Source organism: Rathayibacter sp. AY1C1 (assembly GCF_002932105.1).
In the GTDB taxonomy this organism is placed as follows: domain Bacteria; phylum Actinomycetota; class Actinomycetes; order Actinomycetales; family Microbacteriaceae; genus Rathayibacter.
In genome coordinates this window covers 1-17,049 of sequence record NZ_PSWH01000012.1, presented here as the reverse complement: position 1 = coordinate 17,049, position 17,049 = coordinate 1, and the positions used below count along the sequence as shown (strand labels likewise).

Here is a 17,049-nt window from a genome sequence, read left to right as displayed (position 1 = left end):
CCGGCCCGGCCGGGTGCGCTCAGCCGATCGCCTCGCGCAGGACGTGCATGAGGGCGTCCAGCTGCACCGTGTCGGCCGAGGCCGTCTCGGCGTCCGCGCCGTCGAGCGCCCGGGCGGCGAGACCGGCCTTGGCGTCGATGAGCTCCGCGATCTTCGCGTCGATCGTGTGCGCCGCGATGATCCTCCACGCCGTCACCGGCTCCTCCTGGCCGATGCGGTGCACGCGGTCGATCGCCTGCGTCTGCTCGGCCGAGGTCCACGACAGCTCGGCGAGCACCACGTTGGAGGACGCCTGCAGGTTCACGCCGACTCCCGCCGCGGTGAGCGAGCAGACGGCGACAGAGACGTCCGGGTCCTCGTTGAAGGCGTCGATCTGCGTCTGGCGGAACGCCGCGGTCTGGTCGCCGCGGATGGAGACGGACGTCAGCTCGCGCTTCTCGAAGGTGTCCTCCGCCTGGTCCATCACGTCGATGTGCTTCGCGAAGAAGACGACCTTGCCCACCGAGCGGGCCAGCTGCGAGGCGTAGTCGGCGGCCAGCGCCGCCTTGGCCTGGCCGATCCGGCGCACCATGGTGAAGACGTTCTCGCCGGTCTTGGCCGACTTCGACTCCTCGAGCTCGCTCTGCGCCACGATGCGGATGAACCGCTCGCGCTCGTCGTCGTCGAGCTCGTGCGTGATCGAGGAGGTGACCGCCCTGAAGCGCTGCAGCATGCGGGCGCCGAGCTCGCGCTCGGCCTTCTGGATGGAGCGGCCGAGGTCGTCGTCCAGCTCGACGGGCAGATCGACGATCCGCTTCGACGGCAGGTCGGCGGCGACGTCGATCTTCTTGCGCCGGACGATGCCGAGGTCGATCACGGCCTCGCGCGCCTCCGGGTAGAAGCCTGTGTCGGCGGGGGTGAGGCCCGTCTCCTCGAGGCGGCCCATCAGCTCCGGTCCCGGCTTGGTCTCGTCGATCCAGCCGAGGAAGCGCCAGATGGCGCGGAAGTCGTCGACGTCGTTGATCAGCGGGGTGCCGGTCAGCGCGATCATCAGCGGATCGTGCCCCGGAGTGGTCTCGCGGATCCTCGACGCCAGCGCGAGCACGCTCTGCGAGCGCTGCGAGCGGAGGTTCTTGATGAAGTGCGCCTCGTCGACGACCATGCCGCGGAAGCCCAGGCTCCCGAGCCAGCCGATGTGCCGGTCGAGGATGTCGTAGTTGACGATGACCACGTCGGCGAACGCGTCGAGCGTGCCGCCGTCTCCGTGGATGACCGTGGCGCGCCGCTGCGGCGTCCAGTGCTCGACCTCGCGCGCCCAGTTCATCTTGACCACGTTCGGCACCACCGCGAGCAGCGGGTACGCCCCGACCACCGAGGCGGCCAGGAGGCTCTGCGCGGTCTTGCCCAGACCCGGCTCGTCGGCGAGCAGGAAGCTGCGGTGCCCCTCGCGGGCGCTCTCGATGAAGCGCGCCTGGTGCGGCATCAGCTCGCGGCCGCGCGGCGAGACCCGGTCGAGCTTCGGCGGCTCCGGGAGCTCCATGCTCGCGGCCCGTCCGCCCGCTCCGTACTCGAACGCCTTGAAGAGCGGCCCGAGCAGCTCCCAGTCGTCGAGCCTGCGGCGCGGCGCCGGAGCCGAGGCCTCGGCGATCGAGAAGTCCGGCGGGAGGAAGGGGTTCGCCAGCTGGCGGGCGCGCACCGACTGCGGCACGACCTGGTTGACCGGCACCTCGGGCTTGGGCTCCGGCTCGGTCACGATGAGCAGCTCGTCGGGGCTGAGCTCCGCGCCCGCCTCGAGCAGCCAGTCGCGGCGGAGCTTCTGCGCGGCCGCCGTGACGCCGGCCTCCGATTCGAGCAGCGCGATCAGGCTGGTGTCGCGGGCGGCCGTCTTGGCCAGGATCGTGGCGATGCCGTCGAGGCGCTTCATCTCCTCGGCGCGCTGCGCGTCGCTGAGCGAGGGATCGACCTTGACCCGCTTGCGCTCCTCGCGCATCAGGAGGGCGATAACCAGGAACTTCGTCCGGTTGGTCGGCCCGACCTTGCCGGTCTGGGCCTTCGCCTCCACCTCGCGGACGCGGCGGGCGAGGATCGGGATGATCCCCGCGTTGTCCACGCCGCGCGAACGCGATCGGGGTCGGCTCCCGGCGGCGTTCGACGCTCGTCGCGTCTGACCGGACTGACGCTGGCCGCTGCGAGCCATGCTCCTCCTCGATGTGTGACGGGGGGCGGAGGAAGGGTTCCCGCGCGCTGCCGTCGCCGTGCATCCGCCGGATCGCCTCCGGGGAGGCGTCGGGCGTCGGTGCATCCGGTGGCCGTCGAGAGCTCCGAGCAACGGGTCTGGGACCCGGTCGCAGCATCCCCGGCGTGCGGGTGCGGCGCCAGTCTACTCCTCGGGGCGGTCCGGTCGGCGCTCAGACGCGCGGACGGTCGCGCTCGTCGTCATTCCGGGGTCGGGACGCGGATGACGAGGCCCGCCGCCACGAAGACGCCGACCGCGGCGAGGCTCAGCGAGGACCAGATCGCGTCCGGGAACGCGAACGGCAGCACCGGGTTCCACAGCACGAGCACCGGGACGAGCCCGATCAGCCAGAGGAGTGCGCGCGCCTGGATCGCGAACCAGCCGATGACCGCCGCGAGGATCGCGACCGGGTAGCGGATGAAGTCGTAGGCATCGGAGCCGACGAGGGCGAGCCCGGCCAGCAGCACGATCGCGCCGAGGATCCCGGGCGCGAGCGCCATGCGGGCGCGGTCGCGCGAGGGGTAGCGGGCGGCGGTCGCGCGGGACGGCTTGCGGGTGCTCACCCCTCGATCGTAGGCGCGCGCATACCCCGCCCGGGTACCGCCCGCGGCGCGTAGGCTGGAGGAGTGATCGAGGACCTCAAGAAGCGCTCGCTGCACCGTGCCCGGATCCTGGGCGGCCAGATGCGCGGCCTCGAGCGGATGATCGAGAACGAGGACTACTGCGTCGACATCGTCACGCAGTCCCTCGCGATCCAGAAGTCGCTCGGCTCGCTCAACAAGCTCATCGTCGAGAACCACCTCCGCACGCACATCACCGCGATGTTCGAGGAGGGCGGAGACGCCCGCGAGGCGGCCATCGCCGAGCTCGTGAAGATCTTCGAGCTCTCCAACAACCGCTCGTGACCGCCGGCCTCGTCGCCGCGGCGCGGGTGCGCCCGCTGCTGCTCGACGGGGGCCTGGGCACGGAGCTGGAGGCGCAGGGCGCCGCGGTGGACTCCTCGCTCTGGAGCGCCCGGGTCCTGCTGGAGGAGCCCGGCCGGGTCGTCGCCGCGCACCGCGCCTTCGCCGAGGCGGGCGCCCGGATCGCGGTGACCGCGAGCTACCAGGTGTCCGCGAGCGGATTCGCAGCCGCGGGGCTGGCCCCGGGCCTCGCCGAGCGCGCCCTCCGGGAGAGCGTCGACCTGGCCCGGCGCGCGCAGAGCGGCTGGGTCGCCGCCTCCGTCGGCCCTTTCGGTGCGAGCCTCGGCGACGGCTCCGAGTACCGCGGAGACGACGGCCTCACCGTCGGCGAGCTCGCCGCCTGGCACCGGCCGCGCCTGGAGGCCCTGGCCGCGGCCGGGCCCGACCTGCTCGCCGTCGAGACCATCCCGTCGGTGCGGGAGGTGCGGGCCGTCGTGGAGGCCCTCGCGGGCTCCTCGGTCCCCGCCTGGATCTGCGTGAGCGGCCGTTCGGGCCGCACCGCGGCCGGCGAGCCCCTGGCCGAGGCGTTCGCCGTCGCCGCCGCCTCCGAGGAGGTGGTCGGCGTGGGAGTGAACTGCTGCCCGCCCGGCGACGTCGCCGAGGCGGTCCGCATCGCCCGCTCCGTCACCGGCAAGCTGGTCGTCGTGTACCCGAACAGCGGCGAGGAGTGGGACGCCGTCGAGCGTCGCTGGGCAGGCGACGCGGCCTTCGACCCCGCGCTGGTCGCCTCCTGGCGCGCCGCGGGAGCGGATCTGATCGGCGGCTGCTGCCGCGTGGGACCTGCGGCGATCGCTGCCCTCGGACGAAGCCTGGAGGAGGAGTCGTGACCACCCTGAGAGCCGTGCGCGGCGACCTCACCCGCGAGCACGTCGACGCGATCGTGAACGCGGCGAACTCGTCGCTCCTCGGCGGCGGCGGCGTCGACGGCGCGATCCACCGCGCGGGCGGACCGGAGATCCTCGCCGAGTGCCGCCGGCTCCGCGGGACCGAGCTGCCGGACGGCCTGCCCGCCGGCTCCGCGGTCGCCACGACCGCCGGCCGCCTCCCCGCCCGCTGGGTCGTGCACACCGTCGGTCCCGTCCACTCGCGGTCGGAGGACCGCAGCGCCGTCCTCGCCTCGGCCTACCGCGAGTCTGTGCGCACCGCCGTCGGTCTCGGTGCGCGGACGCTCGCCTTCCCGGCCGTCTCGGCGGGCGTCTACGGCTGGCCGATGGACGACGCGGCGCGCATCGCGGTGGAGACGGTCCGCGAGGCGACCGCGGACGGCGCACTCGACGAGGTCCGGTTCGTCCTCTTCTCCGCGGACGCCCTCGCGGCCTTCGAGGCCGCCCTGGCCGCGGAATGACGGAGGGGGAGCCGACCCTGCGGTCGACTCCCCCTCCACGGTGCTGCGCTAGGCCGTCTTCGGCCGCGCGAACTCGTCGTAGGGCAGCGTGATCGGGCGGGTCCGCGGAGGCATCCGCACGACCGCCTCGAGCGCCGGGCCCAGTGCCTCGCGCCAGGCGCGGTAGCCGTCCTCGTTGAGGTGCAGGCCGTCCGGCGAGTACTGCTCGAGCAGTCCGCCGTCCTCGCCCGCGAGCACCGGCCACAGGTCGAGGTAGCCCGCGTGCGCCGTGGGCGCGAACTGCCACAGGTGGCGGTTGATCTCGCGGATCTGCGGCGCGAACTCGTGTCCGCGCGGCAGGACCGAGGTCACCAGGATGCGCACGTCCGGGAGGTCGCGCCGGAACGTCGCGACGATCGTCTCGATGTTGCGCACGACGTGCTCCGTCGTGCGGTGCCAGGCGAGGTCGTTGGTGCCGATCAGCAGCACCACCGTGTCCGGCTCCTGCGCGACCAGCTCGGCGAGCCGCGCGACGACGTCCGCCGTGGTGGCCCCTCCGACTCCCTCGTCGACGACCGTCGACTCCGTCAGCCACTCGCCCCAGGCTCCCGCCTGGATGATGCTGTCCCCGATGAAGAGGACCTTCCCCAGCTGGAGTCCGCGCCCCGCGTCCGTACTCGACCGTTCGCTCATCGTGCTCCTCTCGTCGGCGTCCCGGGCGGCCTCGCCGCCGCCGGACCCCTCCATTGTCACCGCTGCACCCGGCGCCCGCCAGGGGAGCGCTCGTCGCCGGAGTCCGGCAGGTCGGCCGCGGTGGCCGTGATGCGGTTGGCCATGCCGTTGAAGATGATGCCGTGGAAGGGCAGGATCGCGAACCAGTAGAGCCTGCCCGCGAGGCCCTGCGGGAAGAACACCGCGCGCTGCGTGTAGACCGAGCCGCCGTCTCCGGAGGGCTCGGCGCGCATCTCGAGCCAGGCCCCGCCGGGCACCTTCATCTCGGCGCGCAGGCGCAGGAGCTTCGGCCGCTCGATCTCCTCGACGCGCCAGAAGTCGAGGGCGTCGCCGGCGTGCAGGCGCGCGGAGTCGCGGCGCCCGCGCTGCAGGCCCACTCCCCCGACGAGGCGGTCCATCCAGCCGCGGATCACCCACGCGAGCGGGAAGGAGTACCAGCCGTTGGTGCCGCCGATGCCCTCGATGACGCGCCAGAGCTTGGCCGGGTCGGCCTGGGTGCGGCGCTCCTTGAGGTCCACGTAGACCGTGTGGCCGGCCCACTCCGGGTCGCTCGGCAGCGGATCGCTGGGAGCGCCGACGACCTCCGCGTTCTGCCAGCTCGTCTCGATCTCGCCCGCCTGCATCTTTCCCAGCGCGAGCCGGACGGCGCGGCGGTAGGAGGTCAGCCCGCCCTCGGGGTCGGGGATGAGCGCGCGGATGTCCTGCTCGTGCACGACGCAGTCGTACTGCAGCGAGGCGATGATGGGCACCGCGAGCGAGCGCGGGATCGGCGTGACCAGGTTGACCCACTGCGAGGCCAGCCACGGGGTGAACACCGGCAGGGACGCGATCGGCCGCTGCGGGAGTCCGGCCTCGACCGCGTAGCCGTTCATCATCTGGCCGTAGCGGAGCACGTCGGGCCCGCCGATGTCGAAGGTGCGGTTGAGCGTGGCGTCCTCGAGCGACGCGGAGCCGATCAGGTAGTGCAGCACGTCGCGCACGGCGATCGGCTGGATGAAGTTGCGCACCCACTGCGGCGCGGGCATGTACGGCAGCACGTCGGTGAGGTGGCGCACCATCTCGAACGAGGTCGACCCGGAGCCGATGATCACGCCCGCCTGCAGGGCGATCGTCGGCACTCCCGACTCCATCAGGATCCGGCCCACCTCAGCGCGCGAGCGGAGGTGCTTCGAGAGCTCCTGGCCCTCGGGGTGCAGGCCGCCGAGGTAGACGATGCGGCCGACGCCGGCCGACCTCGCGGCCGTGGCGACGTTCTGCGCGGCGCGGCTCTCGACCTCCTCGAAGTGGGCGTGGTCGTTGCCCGAGCCCATCGAGTGGACGAGGTAGTAGAGGACGTCGACGCCCTCGACCGCGGCCTCCAGCGACTCCGGATCGCCGAGATCGCCCTGGGCGACCTCGACCTCCTCCGCCCACGGCACGTCGACCAGCTTGCGCGGGTCGCGCACCAGGACGCGCACCCGGAAGCCCGCCTCGAGGAGGCGCGGCGTCAGCCGGCCGCCGATGTAGCCGGTCGCGCCGGTGACGAGCGCGAGGGGGCGCGCCGAGTCGGAGGGGGTTTCGCTCATGCGGCCACGGTACGCCGATGGCCCCGGGACCTCTCCCGCTGGTGCGGGCCCGCGGCCCCTGCTAGGCGGCGCCCGGCATCCCGCTCAGTCGATGCCGAGGACCTCGCGGACCTGCACCACGTCGTGGTTCATCTGGCGGATGAGGGGCTCGACGCCCTCGTAGGCGACCTGGCCGCGGATCCGGCCGACGAACGCCACGTCGACCACGCGGTCGTAGAGGTCGAGGGTGTCGAGCGTCTGATCGAGCACATACGCCTCGACCTGCTTGGGCGGCACTCCGACGAAGGTCGGGTTGCTGCCGACCGAGATCGCGGCGGGATGCGTGACGCCGTCGGTGGTGAGCCGGCCCGCGTAGACGCCGTCGGCCGGGATCAGGCCCTGCGACTCCGGCGAGAGGTTCGCGGTCGGGAAGCCCAGCTCGCGGCCGCGCTTCGCTCCGTGCACGACCACGCCGCGGACGACGGGCTCGTGCCCGAGCAGGCGCGTCGCGTGCTCCACATCGCCCTCGGCCAGCAGCTCGCGGATCCAGGTGGAGGAGACGCGGCGGCCGTCCTCGGGCCGCACGTCGTCGATCAGCTCCACCTCGAATCCGTGCTGCCCGCCGAGCACGTGCAGCAGGTCGACGTCGCCCGCTCCCCGGGCGCCGAAGCGGAAGTCGGAGCCGACGAGGACCACACGGGCCTCGAGCGCCTCCACCAGCACCTGCTCGACGAACTGCTCGGGTGAGAGCGCCCGGAACGCCTCGTCGAAGGTGAGCAGCAGCGTCGCGTCCACGCCGGTCCCCGCGAGGAGCTCGAGCTTCTGCTCGTTGCCGACCAGGACGGGCGGGCACTTCTCCGGCGCGATCACGCTGAGCGGATTGCGGTCGAAGGTGACGACGACGGCGGCGAGCCCCTGCTCGCGGGCCCGCTCGTGCAGCCGGCCGATGACGGCCCGGTGCCCGGAGTGGACGCCGTCGAACTTGCCGATCGTGACGGCGGAGGGTCCGATCCCGGCCAGGTCGCCGGGGCGGGTCTCGACGCGCATCAGGCGGCCGCCCGGGGCGTGCGCCGCCCCTGCACGCGGAGCCACCAGAGGCCGAGCACGGGCAGGACGAGCGGGATGAGCAGGTAGCCGGCGCCGAAGGCCGCCCACACCGTCGACTGGCGCCCGAACGGGTCGGCGCTCGCGAGCCCGAGGAGCTGCGGAGCGAGGAGGCTGAGCGCGCCGACCACGAGCACGCCCACCAGCTCGAAGGTGATCGTCACCCACGCGACGCGCTGCCAGGCGCGGCCCGGGACGATCAGGGCGACCGTCGCGACGATGTACACGACGGCCGAGAGCGCCGAGAGCGAGAACGCCAGCGGCGCCTCGTCGAACCGGTCGATGATCTGGAAGACGGAGCGCCCCGTCGCGGCGAGCGCGAGGATCCCGTAGACCACGACCAGGAGGCTGCCGATCCCGCGCGAGCGGGCGGAACGGGTCGGCTCGCCGCTCCCGGGGGCCGAGGGGACTGAGGGGTCGTGAGCGGCCCGTCCGGACGCATCGCTGGCTGGTTTCGACATCGCACGTCCATGCTAGGCGCTCGCCGGGCCGGGCCCGGTGGCGGGCCCGATCAGGCGCTCTGGAAGAACCAGATCTGGTGCATCCGGTAGACCATGACCGCGATCGAGAGGCAGGCGACGCCCAGGATCACGGTGCTCCAGCGGCTCCGCTCGATGAGCGCCCAGAACCCGGCCGCGAGCGGCAGGAGCAGCGCCGAGATCAGGTAGATGTAGTACTCCGGCAGGCTCCCCGACGGGCGGTTGCCGACCAGCGGCGACACGATCGCGACCGCCAGCTGGACGATCAGCAGCAGCTCGACGATCGCCGTCGCGCCGACCGAGACGTCCGAGGGACGGCGGGCGAGCAGCCCGAGCACGAGGCAGAGCAGGCCGGCCGCGACGGCGATCCCCACCTGGAGGATCGTGAACCACTCGATCACGAGGCGGCCGTCCGCAGGTCCTCGGTCGGGAAGTTGACGACGCTCTTGAGCTGGGTGCCGCGCCGCTCGGCGAGGCCGATCAGCCGCTCCCCCGGGCCGACCGCGGCGAGGAGGCCCTTCGCGCCCGCCACCGCCTCCGGGGCCGGGATGCGCTTGCCGTTCGCGAGATCGCCCGCCTCCTGGGCGTCGAGGCGCAGCAGGGGGAACAGCTCGCCCGCCACCAGCGTCGGCGGCAGGAGCGCGGCGGGGACGTCGAGCTCGTCGATCTCGCCGGCCTGCGCCACGGAGAAGGGGCCGACCGCGGTGCGCCGCAGCGCGGTCAGGTGGCCGCCGACTCCGAGGGACGCGCCCAGGTCGCGGGCGAGCGCGCGGATGTAGGTGCCGGAGGAGCAGGTGACGCGCACGTCCAGGTCGAGGAACCCCTCGACCGGGCGGCTCGCCAGGACGGCGAACTCCGAGACGGTCACGGGGCGGGAGGCGAGCACGACCTCCTCGCCGTCGCGGGCGCGGGCGTAGGCGCGGCGGCCGTCCACCTTGATCGCGCTGACCGTGCTCGGGACCTGCTCGATCGCTCCGGTGAGGGCCGCGATCGCGTCGGACACCGACTCCGGGGCGAGGGCCGCGACGAGGGCGGGCTCCGCCGAGGCGAGCACCTCGCCCTCCTGGTCGTCGGTGGTGGTGGAGGAGCCCAGCCGGATCGTCGCCTCGTACTGCTTGTCGAGGCCGACGAGGTAGGTGAGCAGGCGCGTCGAGGGGCCGAGACCGAGGATCATCAGCCCGGTCGCCATCGGATCGAGCGTCCCCGCGTGGCCGACCTTGCGGGTCCCCGCGCGGCGGCGGGTCCGCGAGACGAGGTCGTGGCTGGTGATGCCGCCGGGCTTGTCCAGCAGGAGGATCCCGTTCGGAGCCGGGGCGGGGGTCTCGAGCACGGGTGCGAGGATACACGGACGGATCGGGAGTACCCCCGGGGTGGAGCCGGAGCCCTCGCCCGCCCGTCCTAGGCTGTCCGGATGAGGATCGCAGTACTCGGAGCAGGCGCCGTCGGCGGCACCATCGCCGCCCTTCTCGACCGCGCCGGGCACGACGTCGAGGTCACCGCCCGAGGCGACCACCTCACCGCGATCCGCCGGTCGGGGATCCGGCTCGACGGGGCGTGGGGCGAGCACACCGCCTGGGTCCGCTGCGGCGAGTCCCTCGACCTCGTGCCCGATCTCGCCTTCGTCTGCACGAAAGCGCAGGACGCCGAGGACGCGCTGCGCACCAACCGCCGCACGGTCGACGGCACTCTCGTCGTCGTCGTCCAGAACGGACTGGACGGACTCACCGCGGCGGCCCGGCAGGTGCGCGACGCCCGGCTCGTGGGTGCTCTCGCCCTCTTCGCCGCGAGCCACCTCGAACCCGGCCGCGTCACCGTCACGGCTCCTGCCACGACCACGCTCGGCGTCCCCGGCCGCCCGGCCGACGACGACGTGCGCCGTGCCGCCGCCGTGCTCGGCGAGGCGGTCCCCACCGCCGTCACCGACGACTTCACCGGAGCGCAGTGGACGAAGCTGCTGATCAACGAGGTCAACGCCCTGCCCGCGATCACCGGGCTCTCGGTCCAGGAGACGATCGTCGATCCGGGGCTGCGGCGCGTCCTCGCCCGGTCGATGCGCGAGGCCGCCCGGACGGGCCTCGCGTCGGGCGTCCGCTTCGGCTCGCTGCAGGGACTCTCGAACGCGTCCGTCCGCGCCCTGGCCGCCGCTCCCCTGCCCCTGGTCGAGCTGCTCCCCCGCCGGATGGCCGCGCGGATGGGCGAGGTGCCGAACCCCGGGTCGACGCTGCAGAGCGTCCGCCGCGGAGTGCCGAGCGAGATCGACCACCTGGCCGGGGCCGTGGTCCGCACCGCTCACCGCGGCGGGCGCGAGGCACCGGTCAACCAGCTGCTGGTCGACCTGGTGCACGAGGTCGAGCGGGCGGGCGCCTTCGTGCCGCCGGCTGAGGTCGTGCGCCGCGCCGCCCTGGTCTGAGCCCGCGGCCCTGTCGGACCGACGCCGCCCGCGGCGGCGGCCTCCGTCCCGAGGCTCAGCAGGAGTCGGCGAAGAGGCGCCGGGGCTGCTCCGGATCGCGGATGTCGACGAGGATCCCCGCCAGCCGGCGCGGATCCGTCGTGGCGCGGTACGCCGCGTCCACCGGCGGCTCCTGCGTGTCGAGGCGGATGCTGGTGCTCCACGCGCCGCGCAGCTCCGGCCGGAGGGCGAACTCGCCGTCGACGAGCAGCACCGCGTCGCGGCCGGCGGTCCGCCAGCGCGCCTGCCGCGCCTCGTCGCGCACCGCATCGAAGCCCGCGAGCACGAACCCGGTGCTGCCGCCGAGGGTGAACGGATCGAGCAGCACGCGGCGCAGGAGCTCGTAGTCGTACCCGGCCGCGTAGGAGCGCTGCTCCTCGGGCACGGCGGGGTCGTCCCGATCGGCGCGGGGACGTCGGAAGTCGGTGAGGTGCGCGACGATCGCGTCCTTGCCGGCCCGGCGGAGCGCCTCCGCGAGGTCGAGCGCGAACGCCGCGCTCACCGCGGGGTCGTCGCCGTCGATCCCGACCTTGACCCGTCCGCGCCCGTAGTTGTGCAGCACCTCCGCCGCGAGAGCGTCGAGCACATCGGCCTTCTGCGGAGCCCACCTGGTCATCCGCCCACGATACGCGCCGCCGCCTAGTGTGGGCTGATGCCATCCGACCCTCTCGCCGACGCGATCACCGCCTGGTTCCGCGCGAGCGCCCGCGACCTGCCGTGGCGCCGAGAGGGGTTCCCCGCCTGGGGCACGCTCGTCAGCGAGTTCATGCTGCAGCAGACCCCGGTGGTCCGCGTCGTCCCGCGTCTGGCGGAGTGGCTGGAGCGCTGGCCGACACCCTCCGCGCTCGCCGCCGTCCCGCCCGGCGAGGCGGTGCGCGCCTGGCAGTCCCTGGGCTACCCGCGGCGGGCCCTGCGCCTGCACGCCTGCGCCGTGGCGATCGCCGAGGAGCACGGCGACGTGGTCCCCGACGACGTCGAGACCCTCCTCGCGCTGCCCGGCATCGGCGACTACACCGCCCGCGCCATCGCCGTGTTCGCCTACGGGAGGCGGCACCCCGTGGTCGACACCAACGTCCGCCGGGTCCTCGCGCGCGCGGTCGACGGAGCGGCGGAGCCCGGTCCGCCCCGCGCGAGGGCCGACCTCGCCGCGATGTCGGCGCTGCTGCCCGAGTCGCTCTCCGAGGCGGCGGCCTTCAACGCGGGCGCGATGGAGCTGGGGGCGGTCGTCTGCACCGCCCGCGCTCCGCGCTGCGACGAGTGCCCGATCCGCGACCTCTGCCGCTGGCGGGCGGAGGGGTACCCCGAGCACACCGGGCCCGTGAAGGCGAAGCAGAAGCGGTTCGAGGGCTCGGACCGCCAGGTCCGCGGCCTCATCCTCGCCGAGCTGCGCGCCGCGCACGGCCCGGTCACCGCGGCCGAGGTGGAGTCTCTCTGGCCGGACGCCGACCAGCGCGGTCGCGCCCTGGCCGGGCTCCTCGCCGACGGTCTGGCGACGGGCGGCCCGGAGGACGGCTACCTCCTCCCCGGCTCCTGAGGGCCCGTCGACCGCCGTCCGCGTCGGAGGAGGCGGGTAGGGTCGGCGCCGTGACCGGTCGCCGCCTCCGCCTCCCCCGCCCCGACGCCGCCGTCGAGCGCGCCCTCGACGTCGACCTCGCCCAGGACGTCCAGCGCGCCCTCGCCGCGGTCCGCGTCGAGAACGACCTGCCCGGCCCGTTCCCGCCGGCCGCGCTGGCCGAGGCCGAGCACGCGGACGCCGGAGCGGACGACGAGGACCGCGTCGACCGGACGGACCTCCCCTTCGTGACGATCGACCCGCCCGGCTCGCTCGACCTGGACCAGGCCCTCCACCTGGAGCGCACGTCGGAGGGCGTCGTCCTCCGCTACGCCATCGCGGACGTGCCCGCGGTCGTCCGCACCGGCGGAGCGCTCGACGCCGAGACGCGCCGCCGCGGCCAGACCTACTACCTCCCGGACGGCCGCGTCCCGCTGCACCCCGCGGTCCTCTCCGAGGGGACCGCGTCGCTCCTGCCGGACGAGACGCGCCGAGCGCTGGTCTGGACGCTGACCCTCGACGAGCGGGCGGAGCCGCGCTCGGTGCACCTCGAGCGGGCGCTCGTGCGCAGCGTGGCCCGGCTCGACTACGAGGGCGTGCAGCGCAGCGTCGACGCGGGCGATCCGCACCCCTCCCTCGCCCTCCTCCCCTGGTTCGGACGCGAGCGCCTGGCGCGCGAGGCCGAGCGCGGAGGAGCGAGCCTGACGCTGCCCGAGGAGGAGATCGTCGCCGCCGACGGCGGCTACCGGGTCGAGCGCCGCGCTCCCCTGGCCGTCGAGGGCTGGAACGCCCAGGTCTCGCTGCTGACCGGTATGGCGGCGGCGACGATGATGCTCGACGCGGGGGTGGGCATCCTCCGGACCATGCCCGAGGCCGACCCCGCCACCGTCGCGGCCTTCCGCTCCCGAGCCGCGGCGCTCGGCGTCCCGTGGCCCGAGGAGGAGGCCTACGGCGCCTACCTGCGCCGCCTCGACACCGCCGACCCCGCCCAGCTCGCCATCATGTACGCCGCGGCGAGCCTGTTCCGCGGCGCCGGCTACACCGCCTTCGACGGCGCCCCGCCGGAGCATCCCGAGCAGGCGGCTCTCGCCGCGCCGTACGCGCACGTCACCGCGCCGCTGCGGCGCCTGGTCGACCGGTTCGGCCTCGCCGTCTGCCTCGCGGTGTCCCGCGGCGGAACGATCCCGTCGCAGCTGCGCGAGGCGCTGCCCCTGCTCCCGCCGCTCCTCGCCGCGAGCGACCGCCGGGCCGGAGCCGCCTCCCGTGCGGCGACCGCGATCGTCGAGGCCGCCGTCCTCCGCGGCCGCGAAGGAGCCTCCTTCAGCGGGATCGTCGTCTCCTCGGCGCGCACCCGCTCCTCGGTCCAGCTGCTCGACCCGGAGATCACCGTCGACGTCCCGGCCCCGCTCACGCCGGGAGCCCGTGTCGTCGTCGTCCTGGAATCGGTCGACGTCGCCACGGGCTCCGCGGTGTTCGGGCTCGGCGCCTAGTCCTCGTCGTCCTCGCGGGGCTTCACATAGGGGTCCGCGTCGCCGGCGTAGTCCGCCTGAGCGGCGAGCGACTGCACCTGCGAGTCCTGGCTGCGCGCGGCGGCGAGCAGATCCTCGATGTGCTTCGCGTTCTCGGGCACCGCGTCGAGGATGAACTCGAGCGACGGCGTGAGCCGGGACGTGATGTTCCTGCCCACCTCGGTGCGGAGCATTCCGGTGGCGGCCTTGAGGGCCGCGGCCGAATCGGCGCGCTCCTCATCGGTGCCGTAGACCGTGTAGAACACCGAGGCGTGCTGCAGGTCGCCGGTCACCTGGACATCGGTGATGGTGACGAAGCCGAGGCGCGGGTCGCGGAGACCGCGCTCGAGCCGCTTCGCGACGATCACCTGGATACGTTCGGCGAGCTTCCTCGCCCGGGCCGGATCTGCCATGGCTGGTCCTCACATCTCTCTCGGCGAACCGTTCAGCTCGCCATTCAACCACTCTCCGCCCGGACGACCGGTCGCGTCCGAGGGGGCCTTGCTTCTGGGGCGTGATGCCCCTCGACTGCGCGTCTGCGACGGCGCGGGTGGGGTGCCTCCTCGCGGCTCCCTCCCGCGGGCCTGCGGCCCGCCCGCCAGGCCCGGCCAGGAGCCGCGAGGAGGCACCCCACCCGTGCCCGCGATCGGAGGGGGTGCGGGTCCGCCCCCCCCCTGATCCTCGGGGACCGGGGGGTGGGAAGGCTCAGGTGCTGGATCGGGAGCCGGACGTCGCCCGCAGGCGCGCTGCTCGCGAGCTGCTCGTTCAGCGGGCGCACCCACCGAGACAGGAGCGCCTGATCGGGGTCGGTCTCCCGCACCCGGGGGTGCGGAAGCGCCCGCTGGAGGGTGCGCACCTCCGGGACACGGGCGGCCCCCGATTCCTCCCGCAGGGCGCGAGAGGACGAGAGTCCCCTCCCGATCCCGCACGAACAGCGCCGTGAGACGCCGGAAGGCCCGGGCGGACCCGGGCCTTCCAGTGGAGCGGATCAGCCTCGCGGCTTCTCCTTCATCTCGATCGTCTCGATCTCGTCGCCGATCTGGATGTCGTTGTACTTTCCGAGTCCGATACCGGCCTCGTAGTCCGTACGGACCTCCGTGACGTCGTCCTTGAAGCGACGCAGCGACTCGATGGCCAGGTTGTCCCCGACCACGACGCCGTCACGGATGACGCGCGCCTTCGAGTTGCGGGTGATCGTGCCGGAGCGGACGATGACACCCGCGATGTTGCCGAACTTGGAGGAGCGGAACACCTCGCGGATCTCGGCGACACCGGACTGGACCTCCTCGAACTCTGGCTTGAGCATGCCCGTGAGCGAGTTCTCGACCTCTTCGATCGCGTTGTAGATGACCGAGTAGAAGCGGATGTCCACTCCTTCTCGAGCAGCGCGCTCGCGGGCCTTCGGGTCGGGGCGGACGTTGAAGCCCACGATGATCGCGTTGTCGATCGTCGCGAGGTTGACGTCCGACTCCGTGATCGCACCGACACCGCGGTGGATGATGCGCAGCTGCACCGAGTCGTCGACCTCGATCTTGACGAGCGACTCCTCCAGCGCCTCGACGGCACCGGACACGTCGCCCTTGATGATGAGGTTGAGCGACTCGACCTTGCCCTCCTCGAGAGCACGGGTGAAGTCCTCGAGCGAGATGCGCTTGCGGGCCTTGGCCAGCAGGGCGTTGCGCTGAGCGGCTTCGCGCTTCTCGGCGATCTGACGGGCCGTGCGGTCCTCCTCGGTGACGAGGAAGGTGTCGCCGGCGCGGGGCACGGACGAGAGTCCCTGCACCTGCACCGGACGCGACGGCACGGCTTCGAGGACGGCGTTGCCGTTCTCGTCCGCCATCGCACGGACGCGGCCGTAGGCCGTTCCGGCGACGATCGCGTCTCCGACGCGCAGCGTTCCCGACTGGATGAGCACGGTCGCGACCGCACCGCGTCCCTTGTCGAGCTTCGCCTCGATCGCGACTCCGCGCGCCTCCTTGTTGGGGTTGGCGCGCAGGTCGAGACCGGCGTCCGCGGTGAGCAGCACGGCGTCCAGGAGGTCCTGGATGCCGGTGCCCGCGCGAGCCGACACGTCGACGAACATGACGTCTCCGCCGTACTCCTCGGCGACGAGCCCGAACTCGGTGAGCTGCTGGCGCACCTTGGCCGGGTTGGCGTCGGGCTTGTCCACCTTGTTCACCGCGACCACGATCGGCACGTTGGCCGCCTGGGCGTGGTTCAGCGCCTCGATGGTCTGCGGCATGATGCCGTCGTCCGCCGCGACCACGAGGATCGCGATGTCCGTGACCTGGGCACCGCGGGCTCGCATGGCGGTGAACGCCTCGTGACCCGGGGTGTCGATGAAGGTGATCGGGCGCTCGATGCCCTCGTGCTCCGCGACGACCTGGTACGCACCGATGTGCTGCGTGATGCCGCCCGCCTCGCCGGCGACGACGTTGGCGTTGCGGATCGCGTCGAGCAGGCGCGTCTTTCCGTGGTCGACGTGACCCATGACGGTGACGACGGGGGGACGGATCTCGAGGTCCTCGTCCGTCTCGTCGTCGAGCTCCTGCTCGAGGTCGAGACCGAAGCCCTCGAGGAGCTCCTTGTCCTCGTCCTCGGGGGAGACGACCTGGATCTTGAAGCCGAGCTCGGAGCCGAGCACCTCGAAGGTGGCCTCGTCGAGCGACTCGGTGGCCGTCGCCATCTCGCCGAGGGCGAAGAGGACGGTGACCAGGTTGCCGGGGGGCACCGGCACGCCGGTCATGGCCTCGATCTTGTCGGCGAAGTCCGAGATCGACGCGCCGCGGCGCAGACGGATGACCGTCCTGCCGTCGCCGCGGGGGACGCTGACGCCGCCGAGCGACGGGGCCTCCCTGAGCTCGAACTCCTGACGCTTCGTGCGCTTGGACTTCCGGGCCTTGCTCTTGCCGCCACCGCGACCGAAGGCTCCTGCGGTTCCACCGCCGGGGCCGCGACCGCGACCGCCGCCGCCACCGGGACGCGGGGCGAAGCCGCCACCGGCACCGGGAGCGCCGCCGGGGCGCTGGAAGCCGCCGCCGGCCGGACGACCGGCACCGCCGGGACGTCCTGCTCCGCCGCCGGGTCCGCCGGGACGCTGGCCGAAGCCGGCGGGGCGCTGGCCCATGCCGGGTCCGCCGGGTCGGGGCGCGCCGGGGCGCGGAGCAGCCGGGCGGGGGA

The 17,049-nt window shown here is 73.5% G+C and carries 17 protein-coding genes; 6 read left to right on the top strand and 11 right to left on the bottom strand.

The window, feature by feature from the left end:
- Positions 1-19: 19 nt before the first annotated feature.
- Both C5C71_RS07670 and C5C71_RS07665 read right to left on the bottom strand, forming a co-directional pair.
- Positions 20-2,176 (bottom strand): DEAD/DEAH box helicase, encoded by a 2,157-nt coding sequence (locus C5C71_RS07670; protein WP_104225603.1) that lies wholly within the window; start codon positions 2,174-2,176, stop codon positions 20-22.
- Between the two features lie 239 nt (positions 2,177-2,415).
- The gene (locus C5C71_RS07665) at positions 2,416-2,778 is read right to left on the bottom strand and encodes a DUF6804 family protein (RefSeq protein WP_244229446.1); all 363 of its coding nucleotides are present in this window, start codon (positions 2,776-2,778) and stop codon (positions 2,416-2,418) included.
- Positions 2,779-2,841: 63 nt separating this feature from the next.
- Here C5C71_RS07665 and C5C71_RS07660 point away from each other — a divergent pair, with 63 nt between their 5' ends.
- The 3 genes from C5C71_RS07660 to C5C71_RS07650 are packed head-to-tail and all read left to right on the top strand — an operon-like array spanning position 2,842 to position 4,522.
- Entirely contained in the window at positions 2,842-3,120 is a 279-nt protein-coding gene (locus C5C71_RS07660) for a metal-sensitive transcriptional regulator (protein WP_104223062.1), read from the top strand.
- On the top strand, positions 3,117-4,004 hold the full coding sequence (gene mmuM / locus C5C71_RS07655) for a homocysteine S-methyltransferase (protein ID WP_104337455.1): 888 nt from the start codon (positions 3,117-3,119) through the stop codon (positions 4,002-4,004). Before C5C71_RS07660 ends, mmuM begins: the two co-directional genes overlap by 4 nt.
- A complete protein-coding gene (locus tag C5C71_RS07650; RefSeq protein ID WP_104225600.1) occupies positions 4,001-4,522 on the top strand; it encodes an O-acetyl-ADP-ribose deacetylase in 522 nt (173 codons plus the stop codon). Before mmuM ends, C5C71_RS07650 begins: the two co-directional genes overlap by 4 nt.
- 48 nt (positions 4,523-4,570) lie before the next feature.
- Here the strand turns inward: C5C71_RS07650 and C5C71_RS07645 are convergent, their stop codons facing one another.
- The 6 genes from C5C71_RS07645 to truB all read right to left on the bottom strand — a co-directional run bounded on the left by C5C71_RS07645 (position 4,571) and on the right by truB (position 9,690).
- Positions 4,571-5,194: a GDSL-type esterase/lipase family protein gene (locus C5C71_RS07645; protein WP_104225671.1), complete on the bottom strand. Its 624-nt coding sequence runs from the start codon at positions 5,192-5,194 to the stop codon at positions 4,571-4,573.
- A gap of 56 nt (positions 5,195-5,250) precedes the next feature.
- The gene (locus C5C71_RS07640; protein ID WP_104233790.1) at positions 5,251-6,798 is read right to left on the bottom strand and encodes an SDR family oxidoreductase; all 1,548 of its coding nucleotides are present in this window, start codon (positions 6,796-6,798) and stop codon (positions 5,251-5,253) included.
- Between the two features lie 84 nt (positions 6,799-6,882).
- Positions 6,883-7,824 carry a bifunctional riboflavin kinase/FAD synthetase gene (locus C5C71_RS07635; protein ID WP_104268530.1) on the bottom strand — a complete coding sequence of 314 codons (942 nt, stop codon included), beginning with the start codon at positions 7,822-7,824 and terminating at the stop codon, positions 6,883-6,885.
- On the bottom strand, positions 7,824-8,342 hold the full coding sequence (locus C5C71_RS07630; protein WP_258064086.1) for a hypothetical protein: 519 nt from the start codon (positions 8,340-8,342) through the stop codon (positions 7,824-7,826). The genes C5C71_RS07635 and C5C71_RS07630 overlap by 1 nt, the downstream gene beginning before the upstream one ends.
- Before the next feature lie 50 nt (positions 8,343-8,392).
- A complete protein-coding gene (locus C5C71_RS07625; protein ID WP_104223058.1) occupies positions 8,393-8,761 on the bottom strand; it encodes a hypothetical protein in 369 nt (122 codons plus the stop codon).
- Positions 8,758-9,690 (bottom strand): tRNA pseudouridine(55) synthase TruB, encoded by a 933-nt coding sequence (gene truB, locus C5C71_RS07620; protein ID WP_104223057.1) that lies wholly within the window; start codon positions 9,688-9,690, stop codon positions 8,758-8,760. Before truB ends, C5C71_RS07625 begins: the two co-directional genes overlap by 4 nt.
- Positions 9,691-9,771: 81 nt before the next feature.
- On the opposite strand from truB, the gene C5C71_RS07615 reads away from it, so the two are divergent.
- Entirely contained in the window at positions 9,772-10,770 is a 999-nt protein-coding gene (locus C5C71_RS07615; protein WP_104268493.1) for a ketopantoate reductase family protein, read from the top strand.
- A 55-nt stretch (positions 10,771-10,825) separates the two neighbouring features.
- Here C5C71_RS07615 and C5C71_RS17915 read toward each other — a convergent pair whose 3' ends face one another.
- Positions 10,826-11,425 (bottom strand): hypothetical protein, encoded by a 600-nt coding sequence (locus C5C71_RS17915; RefSeq protein ID WP_258065749.1) that lies wholly within the window; start codon positions 11,423-11,425, stop codon positions 10,826-10,828.
- 36 nt (positions 11,426-11,461) lie between these two features.
- Here C5C71_RS17915 and C5C71_RS07605 point away from each other — a divergent pair, with 36 nt between their 5' ends.
- Together C5C71_RS07605 and C5C71_RS07600 are read left to right on the top strand one after the other, a co-directional pair.
- On the top strand, positions 11,462-12,343 hold the full coding sequence (locus C5C71_RS07605; RefSeq protein WP_104268492.1) for an A/G-specific adenine glycosylase: 882 nt from the start codon (positions 11,462-11,464) through the stop codon (positions 12,341-12,343).
- A 50-nt stretch (positions 12,344-12,393) separates the two neighbouring features.
- A complete protein-coding gene (locus tag C5C71_RS07600; protein WP_104246570.1) occupies positions 12,394-13,851 on the top strand; it encodes a ribonuclease catalytic domain-containing protein in 1,458 nt (485 codons plus the stop codon).
- Here the strand turns inward: C5C71_RS07600 and rbfA are convergent.
- Positions 13,848-14,282, bottom strand: coding sequence for a 30S ribosome-binding factor RbfA (gene rbfA / locus C5C71_RS07595; RefSeq protein WP_104246571.1), 435 nt, complete (start codon positions 14,280-14,282; stop codon positions 13,848-13,850). The two genes, C5C71_RS07600 and rbfA, sit on opposite strands and share 4 nt — an antisense overlap.
- 575 nt (positions 14,283-14,857) lie before the next feature.
- The coding region (gene infB / locus C5C71_RS07590; RefSeq protein ID WP_104337477.1) for a translation initiation factor IF-2 at positions 14,858-17,049 on the bottom strand (2,192 nt) is incomplete at its 5' end.

Bases quoted from the DNA above. Each gene is read 5' to 3' on its own strand.
- C5C71_RS07670 (WP_104225603.1), bottom strand. From the start codon at position 2,176: ATGGCTCGCAGCGGCCAGCGTCAGTCCGGTCAGACGCGACGAGCGTCG.
- C5C71_RS07645 (WP_104225671.1), bottom strand. From the start codon at position 5,194: ATGAGCGAACGGTCGAGTACGGACGCGGGGCGCGGACTCCAGCTGGGG.
- C5C71_RS07640 (WP_104233790.1), bottom strand. From the start codon at position 6,798: ATGAGCGAAACCCCCTCCGACTCGGCGCGCCCCCTCGCGCTCGTCACC.
- C5C71_RS07635 (WP_104268530.1), bottom strand. From the start codon at position 7,824: ATGCGCGTCGAGACCCGCCCCGGCGACCTGGCCGGGATCGGACCCTCC.
- C5C71_RS07630 (WP_258064086.1), bottom strand. From the start codon at position 8,342: ATGTCGAAACCAGCCAGCGATGCGTCCGGACGGGCCGCTCACGACCCC.
- C5C71_RS07615 (WP_104268493.1), top strand. From the start codon at position 9,772: ATGAGGATCGCAGTACTCGGAGCAGGCGCCGTCGGCGGCACCATCGCC.
- C5C71_RS17915 (WP_258065749.1), bottom strand. From the start codon at position 11,425: ATGACCAGGTGGGCTCCGCAGAAGGCCGATGTGCTCGACGCTCTCGCG.
- C5C71_RS07605 (WP_104268492.1), top strand. From the start codon at position 11,462: ATGCCATCCGACCCTCTCGCCGACGCGATCACCGCCTGGTTCCGCGCG.
- rbfA (WP_104246571.1), bottom strand. From the start codon at position 14,282: ATGGCAGATCCGGCCCGGGCGAGGAAGCTCGCCGAACGTATCCAGGTG.